The sequence below is a fragment of the Dyadobacter sp. SG02 genome (assembly GCF_900109045.1).
Lineage (GTDB): Bacteria > Bacteroidota > Bacteroidia > Cytophagales > Spirosomataceae > Dyadobacter.
Map to the genome: position 1 here is coordinate 395,628 of NZ_FNYL01000003.1, position 18,078 is coordinate 413,705.

The following is an 18,078-nucleotide window of genomic DNA, read 5'->3' on the forward strand; positions in this document are numbered from 1 at the left end:
AATTTGCCCCAACATTAAACTTTGCTCCAACCAACACATCACGACATATGCAGATTCGAGAAACTTCCATTGCCGGTCTAGTTGAAATTTTTCCAAGGGTCTTTGGCGACGACCGTGGAATGTTCTTTGAATCGTATAATGAGGAGACATTTAAAAAACTCGGTCTGCCTGTAAACTTCGTTCAGGACAATCAGTCGTTCTCGAAAAAAGGTGTAGTACGAGGTCTGCATTTCCAGAATGCGCCTTTCGCGCAGGGTAAGCTGGTGCGCGTGATCTCGGGCAGAGTGCTGGACGTGGCGGTGGACATCCGTCGGGATTCAGCGACGTTCGGCAAGCACGAGGTATTCGAACTAAGCGGGGAACGGAATAATATCGCTTACATTCCGGAAGGCTTTGCGCACGGATTTGTGGCTTTGGAAGATTCAGTTTTCAGCTACAAATGCACCAACCTTTACAGTAAGGAGTCCGAATCGGGTATTCTCTGGAACGATCCTGATCTGAATATCGACTGGGGAATCACCGATCCGATCGTTTCGGAAAAAGACCTGATCCTGCCTACTTTCCGAGCACTTTTCGGGGAGTTGGTTAAGTAAAAAACTAAAAGTTATTTTTCAAAAAGCTCTTCCAGGGCTTTCGTCGCTACTTTCCGGGCTGAATGTGAATTTTGCCCCGTAATGAGCCGTTCGTCCATTTCTATGAATTCCACAAAAGGGATCATCGCTTTGGTGTAATGGGCGCCGCGCTCCTTCAATTTGTCTTCGAGGTAAAACGGTACTTCGCTCACAAAACTTACGAGCGCTTCCTCTACATTAGAATAGGCAGTCACGTATTTGTCCTGAATAAGCAGGGTGCCGTCGGACAGTTTGATATTGAGCAAACCGCAAACGCCGTGCGCAACGGCTGTAATCATGCCATTCCGCTCGTAAATGGTCTTTGCGATGTTTTGCAGTTCGGTATTGTCGCTGAAATCCGACATTGCACCATGGCCGCCGGCGAAATAAATCAACCGGTAATCGGCAGGTATCACGTCGGAGGGTCTGAGGGAATTTTGGAGCTTTGCACGGAATGCAGTATCGTCCCAGTAGCGTGCATTGCATTCGTCTTTCAGGTCGATGCTTCTCTCATCCACCGGTATTGCGCCGCCTAACGGGCTCACGACGTCCATCAGGATGCGCCTTTTTGCCATTACGTCGTAAAAGTGCGTCAATTCATTCAACCAAAGACCTGTTTTGGAGGTTTTGGTCGGATAAGTGTCGTGGTTAGTGCAGACGATCAGGACTTTCATAGCTATACATGGATGACGCCGGGAAATATAACATAAACCCCGGAAGTTTTTATCATGAAAGCATTATGCTTAGCTGAGCAGCTGGTTTTTGTAGGCGAACGCCACGGCGGCCGCGGTGCTTTTGGTACCAGTTTTTTCCAAAACCCGCAGCCGGTGCCCTTCCACCGTGCGCACGCTGATGAACAGTTTGTCGCCGATTTCCGTCGTGGAAAGGCCGTCGCAAATCAATTGAAGTACTTCCTTTTCGCGCGACGAGAGCGCCACGTTGCATGCATTCGGGAAGAACGGGTGCTTGTTGACCTGCCGGTTCACCATTTTGCGGTGCATGGCCTTGGAAACGAAGTCGTTGTAATAAAAACCTTCTTCGTGAACCCTTCTGATCGCTTTTTCGACCTCATCGGGGCTTGTATCTTTCAGCAAATATCCCTGCACGCCCTTTTCGAGCATGTGAATCACGAAACGGTCCTCGTTATACATCGAAACCACGATGATTTTGATGTTCGGAAAACGTTCGAAAGCGGCTTCCGTGGCCTGAATGCCGTCCATAACGGGCATTTGCAGATCCATGAAAACGATGTCAGGCGTGTTGGCGGGCAGACGATCCAGGAGTTCCTGGCCATTGCCGGCTTCCAGTATAAATTCGAAATCGGGAATGCCGCTCAGCATGGAGATAAACCCCTTTCTGAATAGTTCGTGATCGTCGGCAATTCCTAGTTTAAGGGTGCTCATAGCATTAAATATTCACTCGTTCCCGGCGGAATGGATGTAATGGTTCAGGTTTGTTACCGGATGCCGGGTTTACCGGAATCCTCGCGATGGCACTGGAACCGCCCTTGGCCGGCTGTTCGTACTGGACCGTTCCATTTACTATGGCCAACCGGCTCTCAATTCCCAGCAAACCCAGCCCTGCCAGGTTGCTTTCTTTTATTTTTTCAGGGTCGAAACCGACACCATTGTCGGTCACACGCAAACCTATCATTTCTTCATCGATTTCCAGCACAATATCGATTTTTGTGCAGCTCGCATGTTTGATCGCGTTGTTGACCAGTTCCTGCATAATGCGGTAAAGCGTCAGTTCCAGCTTCTGGCCCTGGCGTGGAAATTCCTCTGTGTCAGAATGAAACGCAATCACCAGATTGTTATCCTCTTCCAGTTTATGAATGAACTCTTCGATCGCCTCCATCAACCCGAACCGTTCCAGCGTGGTAGGCACCAGGTCGCGCGTAATGCGACGCACGTGCAGGATTGTCTCTTCCACCAGCGACTGCGATTTTTTCATGATGCTTTCTTCCTTCTCGTCCCCCGAATTGGTTACTAATTTACTCAATTGGTTGAGACTTAACTTGGTGAGCGACAGCATTGTACCGATATCATCATGCAAATCCTGCGCAATCCTCCGTCGTTCTGTTTCCTCCGAGTTCAGTGCGGTGTCTAAGAGCAGCCGGTTGTAGTTTTTTTCGATGTCGTTGATACGTTTTTCCTCCTCGAATCTCTTTTTCTGGTAGTACATGACGAAAGCGATGACAAAAAAAGCCATCATCAGCATCGCGATGGATGCTATGAGCAGTACCAGTTTGAGTTCGTCGTTACTTTGCATAGGACTTGTCACGGTATTGGGCGATCCCAATGCTAAAAAGTATGAGACTTACGCTCTCAAAAACGTAAGGTATGTAATCCAGCGTGCCGATGTCCATCCATTGGTCCCACTTGGCCGCATAATGCAGTACCGGAGCAATGAATATGAAGCTGGAATAATATAAAAGTAATCCCGAGCAAATCCAAAAAAATGGATAACTCAGAAGATTTGGGATTTTAAGTGCGCGTATGGTATTATAAAAGTAAAGCATGATCCAGAAAAGCATCAGCAGGCTTTCAATCGTGGCCGAGTACAAAACCACATTGTGATTGTGTATATCGCTCATCAATGGGTTTGTATGAATAGCATCCCACATTGAAAATGCCACGAACAATGGCCAGGACGCAAGCACCCACCGCCGGTGCAATTTGCTATCGAATTCATAATAGTACATCCAGCTGGTCAGAACGTACCTTATGGGAATGCTCACATTATAATAGACTACATTGTTTTTTCTATGCGAGGCCAAATCGAACATCACGAGATCAACCCCGAGTTTTAATAACAAATAGACAAATAGGATGAGTAACAATTTATCATTGTATGCTCTCTTTCGCCAAATCAGTAAAATAGGCAGCAAGTTCAAAAATACCGGAGCACTGATAACCGGCTGCCTTATGATATAGGAGAAGTAACTCTCAAGCATCTAAAATGATTTAGAATGTTAGCAGCGGCGCGGGCAAAGTGGTCCGCCAGTCATGGCTTCACCCTGGTTAGGCATGTCTTTCAGTCCGCCCAATTGCGCAGTCCTGATAATATCCTTTCCGTCGGCGTCGACAGGGACCAAAACGAGTCTCGGTGTTGGTTTTTTTGATTTTTCTGTCTTCGCATCGTCGTCTTCCTCCTCGTCTCTCAAGCCGTAATACACTCTGAACCCAACGCAGTTGTCGCCGTGCAGCTTCATTAGTTCGTTGAACGTATGAATGCCGAAGAACTCAGCCTTTACGTAGTTTTCACCTTTGTCGGTGAAGTAACGCTCTCTTTTTTGGTGTGGAGTCGTAAGCTCCTGGGCTTCCGACGCTGAAATCAGTTTGCCCTCCTGACCTGTAAATCTTTTTGTATCCATGGTTTTAGGTAAAATATAACAATAAATGCAATGTAAATGTAAGCCCCCGGTCAGGGAAGGGCAAGCCGACCCATTGCAATTGATTTAACGGTTCTTTTGTAACTAATTGTGAATCAGTAGAATTTGTTCCTGCTTGTCGAAAAACACGTAATTTTACGTATAGTCGGCGGGCAATAATACGATGTTGCACTTGTAAGCCTACCCGTGCTGAAAATCGGGGATTTTTGCGCTAAAATGCTTGTGACGAGCCCTGTACATTTGTAAAGCGTTAGGGAAGACTTTTACAAAGCTTTCTCATCAAGATTAAAGGGTTAGGTTATGTTCGAAAGCCGCGAGGGAATGTCCTTCGCGGCTTTTTTGATTCTATGCTTTCAATACCGATTTTTGGTATTTATACTAATGAACAACATGAAACCAACCATAGAAATCGAATACTGCCCGAAATGCGGATGGCTATTGCGGGCCGCCTGGATGGCGCAGGAACTGCTGACTACATTCGGCGACGACCTGCACGCCGTACAGCTGCGGCCTTCGGAGGTTGCGGGCCGCTATACCATTACGATTGGCGAAGAATTGCTCTGGGACAGAAAACGCGAGGGCCATTTCCCTGAGCCGAAAGAAATTAAACAACGGGTCAGGGACATCATCGCACCAGATCGTAGTCTCGGACACAGCGACCGGTGATGGTTCGATAGAATCAATTTGCGCCATTATGGCGCATCAGGAGAAGTTGGGCTGCTATTTTGGCATTCATGTATTGTCTCGTCTTCTGTTAACCGGAGACCCTTAATTGAAATGCACCAGAGGGCTGTAATTGCCGATTTCCTAAAAATTACACCCTTCCCGGATTGGCGCCATTAGTGTAGTTTTTTGTCAGAAAACGATCTTTGGCACACAGTTTTTCGTTAATAGGTAAAACTTGTGAACCTAAAACGCGATAGCTATGGAAAGCAAACTGAAAATACCACGGGAGATGTTGATGAACATAGATTTCATTAACACAGTAAACGGTGGAATGAGTGAGCCCTCTATCAAGCTTGACAAAGGATCGGACGGTTTCGAAGTAGTTGTGAAAATTCCAGGCATCGAGGTTGAGGATCTGCAATTGGAAGTTGTAAAAGGTAAGAGAAACTCAAATAACTTAAAGCTTTTCCACTTGCTGCCTATATTTTCACAGGAGAATTTGCCCGACGACGAGCAGTGGAAGACAATCCGTTTCATTAATACCTTCGTCATCCCGGACGGAGTAGATATAGATAATATATCGGCGAGGTACGACGACGACCGTCGTCAACTGGTACTGTTCCTTCCGTTTGGGGACGAACAGGGTGACTATCACCGCAAGGTAGATATCGAGCGCTGGTAGAAATTAGAAGCAAATCTTTGTAGAGCCTGGCCTAATCGCCGGGCTTTTTTATTGCCCGTGGGCTGTCTCAGAGGGGTTTTTGACAGACTTTGCGAAGTAATTTGATGGGTCGTATGGTACTAATCCGTGTAGTCGTTGTACGCTTCCAATAGAATGCATTAAGATTGAGTAAAGATTCCCCACTTTTTCAAAAAAGGACTTACATATCTGTATCTTGCAATTCAAATCCTTAGTGCTCGTCAATTTCTCAACGTTATGAAAAAGTCTAATATTTTCGCTTTTATTGAGCTTACCAAGCTAGTCGATGAACTCAAGGTTGACCAGTCCAAACTGAGGCAGAAACTAAAATCTCAGTCGGCCTACTTCAACATTATCGAACCCAGGTATTTTTCAGAAGGATTGGTTGGCGAGTGGGAAAGCATTCTTACCGTTGTCAAGCAGAAAGGTGCCAAAGTAAACGAGGAAGGTCGGATAGTATCGAATGCCGTCAGCAACACGATCGATCATCTGAGCGACAAAGAGTGCTTCTCTTTGGTAGAGCGGGTTAACTCGATTTACGATTCCGTGAAAAAGGAGTTTCAGTAAAAAGGAGGCCCTGCACGGTACTCCGCCAGTGCAGGGCCGTTGAGTTTAATTGACCGTCCCGCCGTTCCAGACGTCCTTGCCTGGTTGAACGAATGCAAGGCTGCCGTCGCGGTCTTCTGCCATGAGGATCATACCGTGGCTTTCCATTCCCATCATCTTTCTCGGGGCCAGGTTTGCGAGGTACAATACCTTCCTGCCAATCACATCTTCGGCTTTAAAATGCTCCGAAATGCCGCTCAGAACAGTCCGCTGCTCTGAACCAATGTCGATCCGCAGTTTCAGCAGCTTTTTGCTTTTGGGTACATTTTCGGCTTCGAGGATGGTCGCAATGCGAATATCCATTTTTGCGAAATCGTCATATTGAATTTCAGGTTTGACAGGAAGCACCGTCTTGCCTTCCAGCTCGTTCAGCCTTTTGGCATCGTGCAGTTTCTGCACCTGTGTTTCGATTACGCTGTCTTCTATTTTTTCAAAAAGCAATTTTCCTTCTAAAACCGGCTGACCGGCCGCCAGCAAATCTGCATTACCCGCATCCTTCCAGTTTTTGCCGGATAGTCCGAGTTGTTCCTGGATTTTGGCTGCTGTAAATGGCAATACCGGCTCGGAAACGATCGAGAGCGTGGCTGAAATCTGCAATGCGATATTCAAAATGGTATTCACGCGCTCAGGGTCGGTTTTGATTACGTGCCATGGCTGGGTATCGGCCAGGTATTTGTTTCCTGTACGCGCGAGGTCCATAATCGATGCGAGCGCTTCGCGGAAACGGTAATTTTCCATTGATTCGGCAATTCTTGCCGGGAATGCAGCCAGTTCGGCGAGTGCGGCGCGGTCGATATCCTGCAATTCGCCGCGTTGTGGTACTTTGCCTTCGCAGAATTTCTGCGTCAGCACCACGGCGCGGTTGATGAAGTTTCCGTAAATACCTACCAGTTCACTGTTGTTGCGGGTCTGGAAGTCTTTCCAGGTAAACTCGCTGTCTTTGGTTTCGGGTGCATTCGCAGTAAGCACGTAACGCAACACGTCCTGCTTGCCGGGTAGTTCTTCGAGGTACTCATGCAGCCACACGGCCCAGTTGCGCGAGGTCGAAATCTTGTCGCCTTCCAGGTTCATGAATTCGTTGGCAGGCACATTATCGGCCAGGATGTAATTCCCTTCCGCCATCAGCATCGCCGGGAAGATAATGCAGTGGAAAACGATATTGTCCTTTCCAATGAAATGCACGAGTTTGGTCTCGCCCTGCGATGCGTCTTTGGCGGGCTGCCACCATTTCTGCCAGCCTTCGTCGGTGCCGTTCTTTTGAATCAGCCAGTCTTTGGTAGCCGAAATGTAGCCGATCGGCGCTTCGAACCATACATATAGTACTTTGCCCTCGGTGTCTTCCACGGGTACTTTAATGCCCCAGTCAAGGTCGCGGGTCATGGCGCGGGGTTTCAGGCCGTCTTTCAACCAGGATTGGCATTGCCCGAACACGTTGGTTTTCCATTCCGGGTGACCATTGACATACGCTTCAATATCCGGCTGCATTTTGTCGAGCGGCAAATACCAGTTTTTGGTCGCTTTCAGAACCGGCTTCGCTCCCGAGAGCGTCGAGCGTGGGTCTTTCAGCTCCAACGGGCTCAATGTAGAGCCGCATCGTTCGCATTGGTCGCCGTATGCATTCGGGTTTGCACAAACAGGGCAGGTGCCTACAATGTACCGGTCGGCCAGGAACTGCTGCGCGGTTTCGTCATAGTATTGCTCGGTCGTTTCTTCGATGAATACCTTTTTATCATACAAATCCCTGAAAATTTCGCGGGAGGTTTCATGATGGACAGGCTTGCTTGTGCGCGAATAAACGTCGAAGGAAATACCCAGCGATTTGAACGAAGCGTCGATCTGCTCATAATATTTATCGACTACTTGCTGTGGGGTAAGGCCTTCCTTTTTGGCGCGGATGGTAATGGGCACGCCATGCTCGTCGGTACCGCTGATAAACGCCACTTCCTTGCCGGAAGCGCGCAAATAGCGAACGTATATATCGGCAGGTACATAACAGCCCGCCAAATGTCCGATGTGGATCGGGCCGTTGGCGTAGATCAGCGCTGCGGTAACGGTATATCTTTCAGGATTTGAAATGGGCATTTGAAATCAGGGATTTGGTTCAATCATCGGAGCATAGCGTCGCTCCCCGGTGTGGCCGGAGCGTAAAATTAGTAAAAAGGCTTGCAATGGTGTGACAAACTACTTTTTTACTACGAACTTTGACCCAAACAATTTGTTCTGCTTACATGAAAGTACTCATTACCGGTGCGACGGGCTTGGTGGGCAGTGCAGTGGCCAGGAAGTTTCTGTCGGAAAATCATGAAGTGTTCGCACTCGCGCGCCCGGGCGCCGACAAGCGGCTGCTCGCGGATACACATGCGAACCTTACCTGGGTAGAAGGGGATATTCTCGATATTCTCTCGCTCGAAAAACTCATCGAACAGGTTGATTATGTGGTGCATACCGCAGCGGTAGTGTCGTTCGTGCCGCGCGACCGGAAAATGATGTACAAAGTGAACGCGGAAGGCACTGCCAACGTGGTGAACGTGTGTTTGAAATATAAAACACAAAAACTGGTGCACGTCAGCAGCATTGCCGCTATCGGTCGGCCAGATAAACGTAAGCAGGCGGGCGGGCAGTCTGTTGTGTTGAACGAGGAGCAACGGTGGGAGGATTCACCTGAAAATTCCGAATATGCCAAAACCAAGCATATGGCCGAGCTGGAAGTGTGGCGGGGTATCGCCGAAGGGCTCAACGCCGTGATCGTGAACCCGACATTGATCCTCGGAGAAGGCGATTGGGAGAAGAGCAGCACACAGATTTTCAGGTACGTATATAGAGAAAAGCCGTTTTATACGGAGGGCATCGCGAACGTCGTGGACGTGCAGGATGTGGCCGAAATCGTGTACCGGCTGGCAGGCTCCGACATTGCCGGGGAACGTTTCCTGCTCAACGCGGGGAGCATTTCGTACCATAATTTGTTCAACTTAATAGCGGATAAAATGCACCGCAAAAGGCCGTCCTTTAAGGTCGGTGCTGGCTTGGCCGGGGTGATCTGGCGGGTAGAGGCTGTTCGGACGTGGCTATTGGGTACCAAGCCGCTGATTACCAAAGAAACAGCGCAATCGGCCGCCAGAAAGATCACCTATGACAATGGCAAAGTCAGGAAAGCATTGGATTTTCAATTTAAGTCTATTGAGGAAACGGTGTCCCGCATTAGTGAAAGTTTGATCAGGAGGATTTGAAATCCGGGGAATTATTTTATAACTTTCTTTCATTAATAGTGGTGCATTTGCCCTCGATTCTAACCTAGCGGTTCGTATGATGGAGAAAAATTTCGGTGAAAGGAAGGATTATATGAAGGAGACACTGCTCAGGTTCGAAAGAATGCTGAAAACCGACGAGCCGGTCTTTTTTGATTTGGATACTTACGAAAAGGTTACAGTACATTACATAGAAAAGGGGGATTGGGAAAAAGCTTTCAAAGCTTGTGAGATGGGCCTGTCGGACTACCCCTATTCGCTCGACCTGCTGCTCAGCATGGTCCAGCTGCACGCCAACCGCGGCGAGCACGAATTGGCCCTCGAAATATTGGAGCGCGCCTCACTTTTCCATCCCGGCGACATTGAAATTTCTTTCATGCAGGTGGCGGTAGCCAATATGATGGGAGAATATGAAGAGGCGATCGAAATCCTTGAAAACCTGCTCGGCAGGGTGGAGGATACGGATGAAATTTATTTCCAGATCGGACAGACTTATCAGAACTGGGGCAAATACGAGGATGCGATCAAGTATTATAAACGGTCGCTCCGTAATAACCTGAATAACGAGAATGCGCTTTACGAACTGGCCCATTGCCTCGACCTGGTAGGCCAGCTGGAAAGTCATTTGGGCTATTATAATGACCTCGTCGATCGTGACCCGTTCTCGCACCATGCCTGGTATAACCTTGGTATCGCGTTCAGCAAGCTGGAACGCCACGAGGATGCCGTGCACGCGTATGAGTATGCGACGCTGATCAAAGATGATTTTGCGTCCGCATTTTTCCAGTTAGGAAATTCCTACATGAACCTGGAAAAATATGAGGATGCCAAAACGCAATACCTGCGGGCGATCGAGCTCGAAGGCGACCAGCCGGAAACGTGCTGCTGCCTGGGTACGTGTTATGAGAAATTAGGCGAATTCGAGACAGCGATTAAATATTACCGCCAAACCGTCAAGCTGGATAGCCAGTGGGACGACGGTTGGTATGGTCTGGGAATCTGTTTCAGCGAACTCGGCCGCTGGTACGAAGCGGTTGGCTTTCTTAGAAAAGCCATTCAGATTACCGAACTGAACCCGGATTACTGGCTCGCATTGGCCGAAACCGAATTTAAAGTAGGTAATGTCGTTTCTGCATTCGAAGCATTTGAAAAAGCGGCCGAAATCGAGCCTTCGAATCCGGATATCTGGTTGAAATGGTCGTATGTGCTGTTCGAGCAAGGCAATTATGCCCGCGCGTGCGACTTATTGCAGGCGGCAATCGATGAAATGTCCGAAGAAGCGGACCTGTATTATCGAATGGCAGTTTACCAGATCCACGCCGGACAATACCGCGAAGCATTGGTGAACCTGGAAATCGGTTTAACGCTCGATTACGACGGTCACGAACAGCTTTTCGATTTCTTTCCTGATCTGGAAAAACAGAAAGCATTGTACCGGATTATCGAGCAGTACCGCGAGAAATAATCAGCTGAGGCTTTGGTAAAGCTGGACCAGCTGCCCGGCAATGCGTTTGCCTGCAAATTGTTGCACATGCAGCTTACCCGCTTCCGATAAAGAATTCCGAAGATGAACATCAGTGACCAGCTTTTGCAGCTGTTCGCTGATGTTTTCTGTTTGATAGGGATCTGAATAAAGCCCGCCCGGGCCGCCCGCTTCTTCCAGGCAAGAGCCTTTTGCTGCTAAAACTGCCGTGCCGCTGTGCAATGCTTCGACAATGGGGATGCCGAAACCTTCATAAATCGAGATGTATGCAAATACTTCCGCAGCCTGATATAATGCCGGTAAATGCGGCGAGGAGACATGATGCAGCAAAAGTACCCGGTCTTCCAGTTTCAGCCGCTGGATTGTCTGCTTGATTTTTTGCAAATAGGGGGTCGGTTTTCCGACCAATACCAGTTTGAAATCATGGTTTTTCAACCGGGCAAATGCTTCTATCAACCGGTGCTGGTTTTTGCGCTCTTCCAATGTGCCTACACAAAGAATGAATGGTCCGTCAATGCCATGTTCAGCGCAAATGCGGCCTCGCTCTTCTACGGTAAGCCGCTTTTGGAATACCGGATTACAATCCTGGTAAATGACCTTGATTTTGGTGTCGTCGACACCGTATAGCTCGATGAGATCACGACGGGTTTGGTCGCTTACCGCCACCACGGCGTCTGCACGCTTGCAGGCGGACTGGAATTTGTGGCGGTAAATGGCGCGATCGACTGGCTTGAATAAATGCGGAAGCCTTTCAAAAATGAGGTCGTGAATGGTTACCACAGATTGAATGCCGGCTGCTTGCAACCCTTGCGGGATTTCGTTGCTGAGGCCGTGGTAAACGTCGATATGATCCTCGCGGAGCTGGCGCGTGATGCGCGCGTAGCGCCAGTAGGCTGAAAGTTTTTGATCAATGAAACCTTTCGGGTAATGTATTGATCCGCCAGGAAATTCTTCGAACAGATTCCGGTTGTTTTTAGGCGTGTAGGCGAGGTATTCCTGACCAGGTTCATGCACTATTAATGCATCGAGCACGAAGCGGCTGTAATTTCCCAGACCAGTTTTATTGGCAAACGCTCTTTTGGCGTCGAATCCGATACGCATAATCTTTAACTGCAAGGCTTTCCGGGCAAAAGTCCGTATTTTTGCGGATACCACCGAAAATTATTGGTGGCTATTTTGTGTTAAAAAGGAATGAAGAGAAACAATGTCCGCAAACGGGGTAACCCCAAAGCAACCTCCCTTTCAACAGCCGAAGAATATCAGATACACACGCTGACCAACGGGATCCGCATTGCACACAAGCAGGTTCCTTACACGCAAATAGCGCATTGCGGCATTATGCTCGACATTGGTAGCCGCGACGAATTGCCCCACCAGCAAGGCCTGGCGCACTTCTGGGAACATATGGCTTTCAAGGGTACTGAAAAAAGAAGCTCGTACCACGTGATCAATCGCCTGGAAAACGTCGGCGGGGAGCTGAACGCCTATACGACCAAAGAGAAAATCTGCTTCCACGCTTCGGTACTCGACGATCATTTCGAAAAGGCGATGGATTTGCTGGCCGATATTACTTTTCATTCGGTATTCCCTGACAAGCAAATAGAACGGGAGCGGAATGTCATCCTCGAAGAAATGTCAATGTATGTGGACTCGCCTGAGGACGCCATTCAGGACGATTTCGACCAGTTGATCTTTCCTGAGCACGCATTAGGCGCCAATATCCTCGGCACAGCCGAAACGGTCAATTCATTTGGCCGGGAACAGTTATACGAATTCATCAATCATAATATAGACACCGAGCGCATTGTAGTGTCGTCGGTGAGCCGTCTCCCGTTTTCAAGGGTGATCCGTATTGCCGAGAAATACCTGGGCGGCGTGCCGCATCGCACTACGTCGAGAAAACGGGATGCGCCGGTGATCTACACGCCCGTACGCCAGGAACGCGAGCGCCCGATCCAGCAGGCGCAGGTGGCAATGGGTCAGCCGGCTTATGCATTGCTCGATGACCGTCGTCTACCGTTTTTTATGCTGGTAAACCTGTTAGGCGGGCCGGGAATGAACTCTCGGTTCAATCTTTCGTTGCGTGAAAAATATGGTTTTGTGTACTCGATAGAAGCGAACTACACGCCGTATCTGGATACCGGTTTTACAGGTATTTTCTTTGGTACCGAGAAAAAACAGCTGACGAAGAGCATTTCTTTAATCAACAAAGAATTGAAGCGAATCCGGGAAGTGCCTTTGACGACGCTGCAACTACATCAGACGAAGGTGCAGCTCATGGGTCAGCTGGCGATGTCGGAGGAGAGCAATATGAGTTTTATGCTTATGATGGCGAAAAGCATTCTCGATACGGGGAAGGTCGATTCTTTGCCGGAGATTTTCGGTGAAATCGAGCAGATTACTTCCGCTCAGTTGCAGGAAATCGCTATGGAGCTATTCAATGAGCAGAATTTTAGCTATCTCACTTTCCTGCCCGAGGAATGAGATCTTGATATAAAGTAAAAAGCGCTGCCGATTCAAGTGAGTCGGCAGCGCTTTTTGCATTCAGTTTTTTATTTTGCTTCCGCCCTGTAATACATGGTCGACGTATTTTCAGGTCTCAGAATGGATTTTGCCGCATTGTTAATATCATCGGTCGTCAATGCCCTGATAATATCCGCGTCGGCATTAGCCCAATCTACATTACCCGCGTTGGCCGCAAATGCGAGGTTCATCGCGCGGTTGAGCAGTTCAACCTCCGAAAATGCCAGGGACGCTTCCGATTGGTTCTTCACCTTCGTTACTTCTTCCTCCGTTGCACCATTTTCAACGATTTCCTGCAAAACTTCGGTTACCGCAGCGTCGGCTTCCTCCAAACTCACGCCGGGGTTCAGGTTACCTTTCACCATCAGCAAGCCTGGGTCCAGCGATGAAATAATGCTGCCGCTGATGCTGTTGAACAGCGCGCGTTCTTTCAGCAATTTCTGATACAACCTCGAAGATTTACCTCTTCCCAAAATATCGCTCAGCAAATCGCTGGCATAGAAACCGGCATCATACCTTCCGGGCATATGGAAAACCTTGATCAGCGAATTCAGCGGTACGTTGGCGGACGTTTCGAGAAACCGTGCTTCGGTTTGTACCGGTTCGGCAGGAAGGTTGCGGACATACGCAGGCCCGGCGGGAATGCCGCCAAACCATTTCTCGGCGAGCTCCTGTACTTTTTCGAGCGCCACTGCCCCCGCCACGACCATTACCGCATTGTTGGGACGGTAGAACCGGAAGAAGAAATCCTGCACATCATCCATGGTAGCACGCTCAATATGACCGATATCCTTGCCGATCGTCGCCCAGCGATAAGGGTGTGCTTTGTATGCTAATGGCCGCAATTTCAGCCACATATCACCGTAGGGCTGGTTGAGATACCGCTGCTTGAATTCTTCGATCACCACTTTGCGCTGCACTTCGAGCACATTGGGATCGAATGAAAGGCTCAACATCCGGTCGGATTCGAGCCAGAATGCCGTTTCTACGTTATCTGCCGGTAATGTGATGTAGTAATTGGTGATATCCGGGGAGGTGAATGCATTGTTTTCGCCCCCCACATTTTGCACCGGAATATCGTAGCTGGGAATGTTTTTCGAACCTCCGAACATCAAATGCTCGAACAAATGCGCAAAACCGGTGCGTTCTTCGTCTTCGTCCCGGGAGCCTACATTATAAACGATATTGACCGCAGCCATGGGGGTCGAAAAGTCCTCGTGCACGAATACCCGCAGGCCATTCCCCAGTGTGAACTGCTTGTAACGAATCATATTTTATCAAAAAGGAAGTTGAGAGTTGAGATTTTAACCAAAATAAAACCGGGGACCGAAACCCGCGCATCCGATTATGGGTTATAAACAAAGCTACTGTTCAGCTGGGACACCACCAAACCAATTTAGTTGAGAGCCATGCAAATTACACTTCATTCGCTGTGCATAGGGGTTTTACTTGCCCTGTGTACAACGCAGGCCAATGCACAATTACTGAATGACCCTGCTTCGTTAAAAAACATCCAAAACAGCCTCGACAAAATCTACAACTACGAGTTCGACGACGCGACGGAAATCATCGATCAGGTCGAAAAAAAGTACCCCAATCACCCGATTTCCTACATTCTCGATTCATTTATCCTTTACTGGAAATACCTGCCTATCAAGGACAATCCGACGAAATCGAAAGAATACATTCAAAAGCTCGATCAGTGCCTTGAAGCGATCAACAAGCGTTACGGAAAGAGCAGCACCGACCCCGAAGCCGTGTTTTATACGATGGTAGCCCGGGGGTATATGGCGATGATGTACAATTATCGCGGTGAAATGATGGCTGCGGCAGGAGAGGGGAAAAAGGCTTACAATGCATTCGTCGAGGGTTTTAAGCTGATGAACAAGAACCCGGAGTTTTATTTCACCTCGGGAATGTACAATTATTATGTGGAAGTATATCCCGAAGAGCATCCCATTGTAAAGCCATTGCTGGTGTTCTTCAAAAATGGCGATAAGGCTCTGGGTTTGAAACAGGTAGATACCGCTACGAAAGTCGGGACGATTACGAAAGCCGAGTCATGCTATTACATTTCTCACATTTACCTGAAATATGAAGCGAAGCCCGAGAAGGCCGTGTTTTACATGGAAAAACTGGTGGATTCGTACCCGAGAAACCCTATTTTCCTGATGAAACAGGTGGAGGCACAAATACTTTCGGGGAAATACGATCAGGCGCATGAAGGGGTTCAGCTGCTTCGCAAGCAAAATACCGGTTTTTACCCGGTCGCCTGGCGCACATTTCAGGGAATTCTGGAAGAAAAAGACCGGAAAAACGACGCGGCCGCCCAAAAGGAATACCTGGCGGCGCTCAAAACGCCTCACGACGACCAGTACACGAAAGAATATCACGCATTCGCTTACGCGGGCCTAGCGCGCATTTCCGCACGTGCGGGCAACAAATCGAAAGCCAGGGAATATTATAAAAAATGCCTTGGCAAGGCGGAATACCGGTCGGTTGTTCGCGAAGCCAAGGCATTTAAATGATGCGCTGATTAGTTGGGGAAAAGGCTCTTATCCAGGCCCGGGATAATTTTCAGTGCGTTTTTATAGTATAGCTTTTTCAATACTTCGTCGGATAGGCCCATACCGTACATGCGCCAGAATGCATGGTACTTTTTGTGGTAGGGGAAATATTCGTCTTCTGTTTCGAGCACGCGGAAATAGGTGGCATATTCGGCGGGCACCCAGCTGTCTTTTCCAAACAGGACACGGTCCTGGTATTTATCAAAAAACTTCTTCGCGGTGCGGGGCTGGCGGCCGAGCTCGGCTATTACGGCGCCTATTTCCACATACATATTCGGGAAAGCGATCATCAGACTGTCGAGCTTTTTGAGGTTGTTGGGGTACCAGCCCATATGCGCATTGATGAACGTCGTTTTCGGGTTCATTTTGAATATATGGTGTTGCTCGGCGATGAGCGAGTCGAACGGAATGGGGTCGTTAGGCCCGCGTTTGCGTCCGGGATGCGTTTTCAGTTCGAGCCAGCGCTCGTTATAGCGGTCCATCGGGTCCCAGAACGAAGGCACGTCGGCCGTGTGGATCAGCACGGGGATACCGAGCTCGCCGCATTTCTGCCAAACCGCCTGCAAGCGCGGATCGCTCACGGGTACGCGATTGCCTTTGTCGTCCTTGATTCCCGCAAAACCAAGGCTTTTGTAAATTTTCAAACCTTTGGCGCCCATTTTGACGTCCTCTTCCAGTTGCTTCACTGCTTTGGCGGACCAGTCTTTGTCACCAAAACCTTTGAATTGAAGGTTCGTAAAAACGGCAATACGCTTCGGCTCGTTTTTGGCTACGTTTTCCAGTGAACCTTTCAAAGTAGCCGTTCCTTCGGCCCATTCCTGCGACCAGCCCCGGCCGCTGAGGTTCACCATAATGCCCATATTCAGCGCGTCCATCTCTTTTACCAATGCTTTCAAATCCTGCGAAGGCATTTGATATTGATGATTATGCACGTCGATAAATGGAAATTTCGCTTTTTTAAGCGGGTGTTCCGCCACTTTCAGCGTGGAAATCGGATCGTATTCTTCAAAACCGAGCGGCTGCTCGGCCAGTGGCGCGGATGATTGCTGGGCGCACGCGCTGAAAGTCACGCCCATGGAAAGGGAGAGGAACAGTACTACTTTTTTCATGCAAATCTATTTTAGACAGGAACGTTGGCTAGGCATTACCCGGAAATGCGCCGGGTTTGTAGATCAAGGCCACACAATGGGCGGCAATACCCTCTTCCCTTCCCACGAACCCTAAATGCTCGGAAGTGGTGGCTTTGATCGAAATATCTTCTTCTGAAATACCCGTAACTTCGGCCAGGCAGGTTTTCATGGCCGGAATATGCGGGTTCAATTTCGGGTTTTGCAATACGACTGTGACATCCACATTCCCTACCTCGTAGCCTTTTTCACGGATCATTTCCAATACTTTTGCTAAAAGGATTTTACTGTCGACACCCTTCCATTGCGGGTCTTTGTCGGAAAAATGGTAACCGATATTGCGGAGATTGGCCGCGCCCAGGAGCGCGTCGCACATCACGTGGCAAACTACATCGGCATCGGAATGCCCTTTTGCGCCGTGTGTATGGGGGATTAAAATACCGCCGAGCCAGAACGGCCGGCCTTCTACCAACTGATGAACATCGTAGCCCTGGCCTACGCGGAATGGGAACATAATAAATGTACTCGGGGTGTTATAGGTTGTCTAATTTTCTTTTGATAGCCTCGATACTGTCATCGAGCCTTTTGGTTTTGCCTCTATGTTTTCTCAATGCCGCTTCCAGGCGATCGGTATGTTCCTTCGCCAGATCAAACTTTCTCATCATATATTCGTACAATAGCGAAAGATCGTCCTTACCGAGCGTGTTTCTTGCGTAGTTCTCAATATTGATGGCGTTTTTTCGGGCAATCGCAAAGACATCCAGAAGCGTTCGATGCAATTTCGCATGTTTCATCCCATAGATTTGCTGTTGACGCTTTGTCTTCGCGGCCATAGAAGCAACAGACCGGATGTCATTGGCCAGGTTAATATCGAGCAACCGTATCTTTTTGAGATCGTTGTCAATTCTGTCGAGAATAAGATAGATATCTGCCGTCATTTCTTCCAGATTACTGATCCTTTCGCTGTCTTTCATAAAAGATAGGTTAACAAATATAACAATTCTTTCCTACCTATACGGAAGAACGGAGCTTTGGTAACGCTTCTTCTACAAGGCAATTTTCCTGCGGTAAAAATTGTCATCGAAATCACAATTTTTGACATTGCAGGGCAACTTTTTACCGATTAGCTTTGGTTACGTATACGAATTAACACAAT

Annotated in this window: 19 protein-coding genes; 8 read left to right on the plus strand and 11 right to left on the minus strand. The window is 48.5% G+C overall.

Features of this window, described 5'->3' with window-relative positions; genetic code table 11:
* Positions 1 to 47: 47 nt before the first annotated feature.
* A complete protein-coding gene (gene rfbC / locus BMW93_RS08700) occupies positions 48 to 593 on the plus strand; it encodes a dTDP-4-dehydrorhamnose 3,5-epimerase (RefSeq protein ID WP_090374826.1) in 546 nt (181 codons plus the stop codon).
* Positions 594 to 604: 11 nt separating this feature from the next.
* Here rfbC and BMW93_RS08705 read toward each other — a convergent pair whose 3' ends face one another.
* From BMW93_RS08705 to BMW93_RS08725, 5 genes are all read right to left on the minus strand, one after another.
* Positions 605 to 1,285 (minus strand): type 1 glutamine amidotransferase domain-containing protein, encoded by a 681-nt coding sequence (locus BMW93_RS08705; protein WP_090374827.1) that lies wholly within the window; start codon positions 1,283 to 1,285, stop codon positions 605 to 607.
* A 69-nt stretch (positions 1,286 to 1,354) separates the two neighbouring features.
* Positions 1,355 to 2,014 (minus strand): response regulator transcription factor, encoded by a 660-nt coding sequence (locus tag BMW93_RS08710; protein WP_015812427.1) that lies wholly within the window; start codon positions 2,012 to 2,014, stop codon positions 1,355 to 1,357.
* Between the two features lie 4 nt (positions 2,015 to 2,018).
* Positions 2,019 to 2,882, minus strand: coding sequence for a sensor histidine kinase (locus BMW93_RS08715; RefSeq protein WP_090374828.1), 864 nt, complete (start codon positions 2,880 to 2,882; stop codon positions 2,019 to 2,021).
* Positions 2,872 to 3,429 (minus strand): hypothetical protein, encoded by a 558-nt coding sequence (locus BMW93_RS08720; RefSeq protein WP_143061626.1) that lies wholly within the window; start codon positions 3,427 to 3,429, stop codon positions 2,872 to 2,874. The genes BMW93_RS08715 and BMW93_RS08720 overlap by 11 nt, the downstream gene beginning before the upstream one ends.
* A 156-nt stretch (positions 3,430 to 3,585) precedes the next feature.
* A complete protein-coding gene (locus tag BMW93_RS08725; protein WP_090374830.1) occupies positions 3,586 to 3,987 on the minus strand; it encodes a hypothetical protein in 402 nt (133 codons plus the stop codon).
* A gap of 399 nt (positions 3,988 to 4,386) precedes the next feature.
* Between BMW93_RS08725 and BMW93_RS08730 the strand changes: the two genes are divergently transcribed.
* The 3 genes from BMW93_RS08730 to BMW93_RS08740 all read left to right on the plus strand — a co-directional run bounded on the left by BMW93_RS08730 (position 4,387) and on the right by BMW93_RS08740 (position 5,938).
* Positions 4,387 to 4,671: a SelT/SelW/SelH family protein gene (locus BMW93_RS08730; protein ID WP_409013074.1), complete on the plus strand. Its 285-nt coding sequence runs from the start codon at positions 4,387 to 4,389 to the stop codon at positions 4,669 to 4,671.
* A 331-nt stretch (positions 4,672 to 5,002) separates the two neighbouring features.
* Positions 5,003 to 5,353: an Hsp20/alpha crystallin family protein gene (locus tag BMW93_RS08735; protein WP_229240282.1), complete on the plus strand. Its 351-nt coding sequence runs from the start codon at positions 5,003 to 5,005 to the stop codon at positions 5,351 to 5,353.
* A 255-nt stretch (positions 5,354 to 5,608) separates the two neighbouring features.
* The gene (locus BMW93_RS08740; RefSeq protein WP_090374832.1) at positions 5,609 to 5,938 is read left to right on the plus strand and encodes a hypothetical protein; all 330 of its coding nucleotides are present in this window, start codon (positions 5,609 to 5,611) and stop codon (positions 5,936 to 5,938) included.
* A gap of 45 nt (positions 5,939 to 5,983) precedes the next feature.
* Here BMW93_RS08740 and metG read toward each other — a convergent pair whose 3' ends face one another.
* Positions 5,984 to 8,059 carry a methionine--tRNA ligase gene (gene metG / locus BMW93_RS08745; RefSeq protein WP_090374833.1) on the minus strand — a complete coding sequence of 692 codons (2,076 nt, stop codon included), beginning with the start codon at positions 8,057 to 8,059 and terminating at the stop codon, positions 5,984 to 5,986.
* 146 nt (positions 8,060 to 8,205) lie between these two features.
* On the opposite strand from metG, the gene BMW93_RS08750 reads away from it, so the two are divergent.
* Together BMW93_RS08750 and BMW93_RS08755 are read left to right on the plus strand one after the other, a co-directional pair.
* Positions 8,206 to 9,204, plus strand: a complete 999-nt coding sequence (locus tag BMW93_RS08750) for an NAD-dependent epimerase/dehydratase family protein (protein WP_090374834.1) — start codon at positions 8,206 to 8,208, stop codon at positions 9,202 to 9,204.
* A 76-nt stretch (positions 9,205 to 9,280) separates the two neighbouring features.
* Positions 9,281 to 10,687 (plus strand): lipopolysaccharide assembly protein LapB, encoded by a 1,407-nt coding sequence (locus tag BMW93_RS08755; RefSeq protein ID WP_090374835.1) that lies wholly within the window; start codon positions 9,281 to 9,283, stop codon positions 10,685 to 10,687.
* On the opposite strand, the gene BMW93_RS08760 is transcribed toward BMW93_RS08755, so the two are convergent.
* Positions 10,688 to 11,806 carry a glycosyltransferase family 1 protein gene (locus tag BMW93_RS08760; protein WP_090374836.1) on the minus strand — a complete coding sequence of 373 codons (1,119 nt, stop codon included), beginning with the start codon at positions 11,804 to 11,806 and terminating at the stop codon, positions 10,688 to 10,690.
* Between the two features lie 90 nt (positions 11,807 to 11,896).
* Here BMW93_RS08760 and BMW93_RS08765 point away from each other — a divergent pair, with 90 nt between their 5' ends.
* On the plus strand, positions 11,897 to 13,189 hold the full coding sequence (locus BMW93_RS08765; protein ID WP_090374837.1) for a pitrilysin family protein: 1,293 nt from the start codon (positions 11,897 to 11,899) through the stop codon (positions 13,187 to 13,189).
* Positions 13,190 to 13,257: 68 nt separating this feature from the next.
* Here the strand turns inward: BMW93_RS08765 and BMW93_RS08770 are convergent, their stop codons facing one another.
* Complete coding sequence (locus BMW93_RS08770) at positions 13,258 to 14,499, minus strand: pitrilysin family protein (protein ID WP_090374838.1); 1,242 nt, start codon at positions 14,497 to 14,499, stop codon at positions 13,258 to 13,260.
* 138 nt (positions 14,500 to 14,637) lie between these two features.
* Between BMW93_RS08770 and BMW93_RS08775 the strand changes: the two genes are divergently transcribed.
* Complete coding sequence (locus BMW93_RS08775) at positions 14,638 to 15,756, plus strand: lipopolysaccharide assembly protein LapB (RefSeq protein ID WP_090374839.1); 1,119 nt, start codon at positions 14,638 to 14,640, stop codon at positions 15,754 to 15,756.
* 8 nt (positions 15,757 to 15,764) lie between these two features.
* Here the strand turns inward: BMW93_RS08775 and BMW93_RS08780 are convergent, their stop codons facing one another.
* From BMW93_RS08780 to BMW93_RS08790, 3 genes are read right to left on the minus strand one after another with little or no spacing between them, the layout of a single operon-like run.
* Positions 15,765 to 16,904: an amidohydrolase family protein gene (locus BMW93_RS08780; RefSeq protein ID WP_090374840.1), complete on the minus strand. Its 1,140-nt coding sequence runs from the start codon at positions 16,902 to 16,904 to the stop codon at positions 15,765 to 15,767.
* Positions 16,905 to 16,932: 28 nt separating this feature from the next.
* Entirely contained in the window at positions 16,933 to 17,436 is a 504-nt protein-coding gene (gene ispF, locus BMW93_RS08785; protein ID WP_090374841.1) for a 2-C-methyl-D-erythritol 2,4-cyclodiphosphate synthase, read from the minus strand.
* A 19-nt stretch (positions 17,437 to 17,455) separates the two neighbouring features.
* Positions 17,456 to 17,896: a hypothetical protein gene (locus tag BMW93_RS08790; protein WP_090374842.1), complete on the minus strand. Its 441-nt coding sequence runs from the start codon at positions 17,894 to 17,896 to the stop codon at positions 17,456 to 17,458.
* Positions 17,897 to 18,078 lie beyond the last annotated feature (182 nt).